The following is a 4,755-nucleotide window of genomic DNA, read 5'->3' as shown; positions in this document are numbered from 1 at the left end:
GATCAAGGAATCAGTAATAATACTGACGGCGAAAATCGCATAGGTAGCTTGCTTGCGCAAGCGGAAAATGAAATACAAGTATACACAAAAATATTGGACTCAATAAGCTAAGGGAAAACTGCAAAGCCGCCTTGGTTATCTGCTTTGAAGCAAAAAAAATATAACAAAGTGTTGTCGTCGCAGTGCGGAGAAGCCGCTCTGCTAGGACTCCTCCACGGGCGATCCGGCGCACTGAAATTAACGGGGTCGGCGCCTTTTTTGCTAACAAGGGCTTGAATCGCTTCTCGCTGAGAGGGAAGGACAAGGTTCAGGGGCAGTGGCAGTTGTACTGCTTAGTCCGTAATATTGAAAAGATCGCCCATTATGGGCAGATGGGGTTACATTAAACGGATATGCAGCGCCGTGAGCCTCAATGTGGCGGAAGGCGCATTAAGTGGCGCTGGCTGCAGGAATTTCAGATTGAAGTGAGCATGAGGTGAAAATTCGGGAATAAGCTGTGTTCTAAGGCGGGGAACATCTCTTGCTGTGTCAGACCAGCTGTTCTACAGCCTCGTTATGCGCATTCAAAATACAAAACGGTGGGGTAAGCATGAATCTCAAAGTCATTGGCGCTGGTTTTGGTAGGACAGGAACGTTGTCGGTATGCACGGCCTTGAACCAGCTGGGTTTTCCGTGTTATCACATGTTTGAGGTGCTCGAGAATAAGGAAAACAAGTCGCATCTTGATTTCTGGCGAAAAGTTGCCAACGAAGAGCCGGGCACTCAATTTCAGTGGGATCAGGTTTTCTCGAAGTACACGGCTACTGTAGATAACCCGGCTTGTTGTGTGTGGCGTGAACTCATGATTGCCTATCCAGATGCCAAGGTTGTGCTAACCGTGCATCCGCGAGGGGCTGAAGCTTGGTACGAAAGTACCATGGAAACTATTTACTTTACCGAGTCGTTGTGGCAATTCAAAGTCCTAAAGCTCTTTACGCCATTTGGAAGAAAGATGGGTGACATGTCTCGCAAGCTGATTTGGCAACGATCACACAAAGGAACCATGAGAGATCGGAGCAAAGCAATTGCTCATTATCATCAGCATATTGAGGAGGTGAAAGCATCCGTGCCGGCGGAGAGGCTTCTGGTCTTTTCCGTGGACGAGGGTTGGAAACCACTGTGCGAATTTTTAGGCGTCGCGGAGCCGTCGACTGACTTCCCCAATGTTAATGATCGCGCCGCCATCAAACAGACCATTGCAGGAATTAGCCGGGGGGCCTATTTTATCCTTGGTATGGCCTTTGTCGCCGTTGCTAGTTTGATATACGGATTAGTGAATGTGTTGGCCTAGAAACCGCAGTGGGTTGAGCTACGCTCATAAAAAGCACTGCAACTGACGGTTGGCCCACCACCGATTTTTGCTTTTGCAAAATGGCTTCCGCTTAAATGGCGGCTGAGTTAAGGCGTTATTATAAAAAATGGTAGTCGCAGCGAAGTTGAGCAATAAGGCGGAAATCTTCCTGAATTTTATAGACAATTCGGTGCTCATCGTTAATTCTCCGGGGCTAATGTCCGGAATGGGTATGTTTCAGCGGCTCTGGTTCCTACTGCTCGTTAGCTTTTGCATCCACAGGGTGAAGTAAATGAATAGAATTAATCCAATTACATGGGCTATAGCGTTTGCAGTGATAGTTATTTGTTCTGCAGGTGCCTATCGTTTGACTATATCGTGTGGAGAGAGCCGTGTTTCGATGCTGGATAAAATAGAACTGGTTTTTGGCGGGGAATGTGCTAGTGAAAATGCTAATCTCAGCGATATTCAATCGTCAGATAAAATAACATTTCAGGTGTCTGAATGTATGCAGCAAGAAGATGATACTGTTTCTGGGATCTGTATTTCAAACAAAATATATACGGGTGATGAACCTACAGTAGAGAAGATGGATGCTTGTGCAAACAGCAATGCTGAGTTGTTCTATGGAGATAGACCGGACTTAAAATCAGATTTATATTGGCATATATGTAGCGATAAAGGCCGTTTATCATGTAAATGTATTGGGGAAAAAAATAATTTAGCTAAGCGAACGAGGCCAAGCACACGGAGGAATTAGTTGCTGGGCGCTCAGTTTTTCGGTGTTGGCGGCGTTTTGCAGTGGATGTATGTGTAGAACACTTTAGCCAAAAGGGAGTTAGTTATGAAGTGTAATAATCTGGTCAATTTTTGTTTTCGGATTTTTTTATTGTCAGTAGCGATATTTCTCAGCGCTTGCATGCCAATACAGCTTGTGTCTGACTACGATGAGAATATTGATAAAGGTGCAGCAGCTCTACACAAAAAGATAGATTCTTACTTTGTTTCATTTGGTTCGATGTCTTCAGATGAAAGAAAATACAAAAATCAGCAAAAATTCTATGAAAGCGTAGTTGTTGACTTAAACTCGCTAAAGGTAAGAACTTCTGCAATATATAAGAATGAACTTACAGAAGAGCAGCTTGACATTGTAGAGGAAAATGTTGCTTATCTTTTGCTTTTACACAAGGGGTGCGTAACATCGAAATTAACAACTGAGCAAAAGAAAAATATCAAGCAAAATGGCATTGATACTTCCGTGAACTGTAAAAAATCGCATGGTGCTTCATCAGACTCAAGCGGCCATGGAGATAAGACAATGAATGCGGCATTAGTCACGCCCATTAAATCCATGTTTGATCAGAAGTTTGGAGCCATTATGGCGTTAGAGCTCGCAAAGAAAAGGGGCGAAGAGTAAGTTGACTGAACAAGGAGATGATTAAAATGAGTAATATTGATGTATCTGAAGTTCTGTCTAGCATGTTAGCCGCTGCTCAAGGTGTCTTTGATCAAAAGTGGCCTCAAGTAAAGGACTTTGCTGAAACAGAATTTGAGAAGTTGGCGAAAACATTATCTCAAATCGAAAAGCTTAGAATAACTAAGCAAATAACAGAAGGCGAGGCGAGCGTCTTACTTGAGATGCAAAAGAACACCGCTAGAACTGTAATGTTAGCCTTAGAGGGCATGGGCTTAGTTTTAGTAGAGCAAGCAATAAATGCGGCCCTTCAGGTTGTGAAAGACATGGTCAACGGCGCAATAGGATTTGTACTGATATAACTATTGCATAACAAAGCCCGTCAGTTGAATGCAGCGGAGCTGCATTTCTGATGGCGGGGTTCTGCTCGCGGTGAGGAATGCGAAGAAGCGCTTGGGAGGCCTTGTTGTTGGCGCTTCGTTAGCCGCTAGGTAGGTGAAATTTGTAATTGCCCAATTAGTGAAAAATGAAGGCTTGCGTTACGCAGATAACGCCGCAGAGCTGATTTTTACGCCAGTGACGATTATAAAAGAAGGTATTAGCACCTTCACCGGAAAGCGCGTACCTAGCTTTAATGCCCGACTGCTGACGATGCTATGCATCTCCAGCTTAGCTAAGGTATCTCGCTCGTTAAGTCGGGTAATTATAGATTTTAGTCCTTGGCGAAGGTATTTCTGTCCTGCTTGTCGTTGCTGCTTTTGTTTGCCTTCATCTCATTCTCTGTTAGCGTCGGCTGCAGCACGGGATGAATAATCTTCAGTAATTGCGTGGCGAGTCCGCTGGTGAATTCAAAGCCGGTAGACTGGCTGCCGCCAACGTGGGCGAGTATCACACCAAAGAAGCGGTCGCCAATATAAAAAGTGAAAATTGCGTTTCGATTTATCGCTTCGCTGCCGATGAGACGCCCGCCAGCGCCGTAGGACTTAATACGATGGTCTCCGGTGCCGGTTTTTCCGCCCACCTGAATGGGGGCGCCGCTGGCGTCGACAAAAACGCCTTTTAGGCGTCTTGCGGTCCCGTTCTCGACCACACCGGCAAGGGCGTTGCGCACAGTGGCACTGACTTCCGGTGACAACACTCTTGTGCCGACGGCTGGGGTGAATTCAAACTTGGTTTCGTAGGGGGTACCTTGGGCGAAATGCAAACTATTGATCTGGCGAAAGGGAATTCTCATGCCGTCATTGAGAATAATGCCCATCAATTCGGCGAGTGCGGTGGGGCGGTCTGCGGACGCGCCTATGGCCGTTGCATAAGAGGGGACTAGGCTGCTGAACGGAAAGCCCACACGCTGCCATTGCTGATGGATGGCAACAAATGCATCGCGCTCTAACAGTATGCGAATACTTCTATCTTGGGCGCGTTGCTTGCGGGATTTGGTTAGCCAGGTGTACGCGTCTTGGCGCAGTGGTGCGCTTTCTTGAACGATTTGGTCGTAGTTGATATTGGTGTTTTCGAGTAGATATTTTACCAACCACAACTCCAGTGGATGCATATGCGCCAAATAGGCTCGGTCGTTGCTATTGAAGCGTTCGGGATCGAATTGTCGATACAGTTTGGCGACGTCGACCTCCGCAAGGGCTTCTGCGGTTAGGCGTGAGCGCAGGAAGGCCGTCAATGCCGCTTCGTTGGCATCTGGGCGCACTGAGCGAAAGGCCATTGTTAATCGGCCTGGAAAGGGCTTGGTGCGACTTGCTAGGCGCTCGATAATTTCCTGATGATTTAATTTGCGGTATTTGCTGTAAAATTGATTGAGGTAAATTTTGCCTTCAAGGTCAGCAAAACGTCCCAAATAATCTTTGCGCCGCGGGTCTGTGTATTCCACTGAACCTGATCAGTCGTACCGCTTGAACGTGATCACTTAATTCACCTCATGCATCATGTGCCGTCTTTTTACTTTAAGCGATCATCTTCAGTCAATGTTGTCATCAGTTTTCGCATGGATTCACCTTTC

At 46.2% G+C, this 4,755-nt stretch carries 6 protein-coding genes; 5 read left to right on the top strand and 1 reads right to left on the bottom strand.

Translation table 11 applies throughout. The annotated features are described in order from the left end of the window. Positions 1 to 182 precede the first annotated feature (182 nt). The 5 genes from ABYP33_RS17420 to ABYP33_RS17400 all read left to right on the top strand — a co-directional run bounded on the left by ABYP33_RS17420 (position 183) and on the right by ABYP33_RS17400 (position 3,106). Positions 183 to 386 (top strand): transposase, encoded by a 204-nt coding sequence (locus ABYP33_RS17420; protein ID WP_373092440.1) that lies wholly within the window; start codon positions 183 to 185, stop codon positions 384 to 386. Between the two features lie 203 nt (positions 387 to 589). Next, on the top strand, positions 590 to 1,330 hold the full coding sequence (locus tag ABYP33_RS17415; protein WP_373092438.1) for a sulfotransferase family protein: 741 nt from the start codon (positions 590 to 592) through the stop codon (positions 1,328 to 1,330). 292 nt (positions 1,331 to 1,622) lie between these two features. Then, the gene (locus ABYP33_RS17410) at positions 1,623 to 2,090 is read left to right on the top strand and encodes a hypothetical protein (protein ID WP_373092436.1); all 468 of its coding nucleotides are present in this window, start codon (positions 1,623 to 1,625) and stop codon (positions 2,088 to 2,090) included. A gap of 84 nt (positions 2,091 to 2,174) precedes the next feature. Next, positions 2,175 to 2,747 (top strand): hypothetical protein, encoded by a 573-nt coding sequence (locus ABYP33_RS17405; RefSeq protein WP_373092435.1) that lies wholly within the window; start codon positions 2,175 to 2,177, stop codon positions 2,745 to 2,747. Between the two features lie 26 nt (positions 2,748 to 2,773). Next, a complete protein-coding gene (locus ABYP33_RS17400) occupies positions 2,774 to 3,106 on the top strand; it encodes a hypothetical protein (protein ID WP_373092433.1) in 333 nt (110 codons plus the stop codon). 350 nt (positions 3,107 to 3,456) lie between these two features. On the opposite strand, the gene ABYP33_RS17395 is transcribed toward ABYP33_RS17400, so the two are convergent. Further along, complete coding sequence (locus tag ABYP33_RS17395; RefSeq protein WP_373092432.1) at positions 3,457 to 4,626, bottom strand: penicillin-binding transpeptidase domain-containing protein; 1,170 nt, start codon at positions 4,624 to 4,626, stop codon at positions 3,457 to 3,459. Positions 4,627 to 4,755 lie beyond the last annotated feature (129 nt).

This window comes from Zhongshania sp. (assembly GCF_041584495.1).
Lineage (GTDB): Bacteria > Pseudomonadota > Gammaproteobacteria > Pseudomonadales > Spongiibacteraceae > Spongiibacter.
The sequence above is the reverse complement of the archived record's forward strand: the minus strand, read 5'-3'. Positions and strand labels throughout refer to the sequence as shown.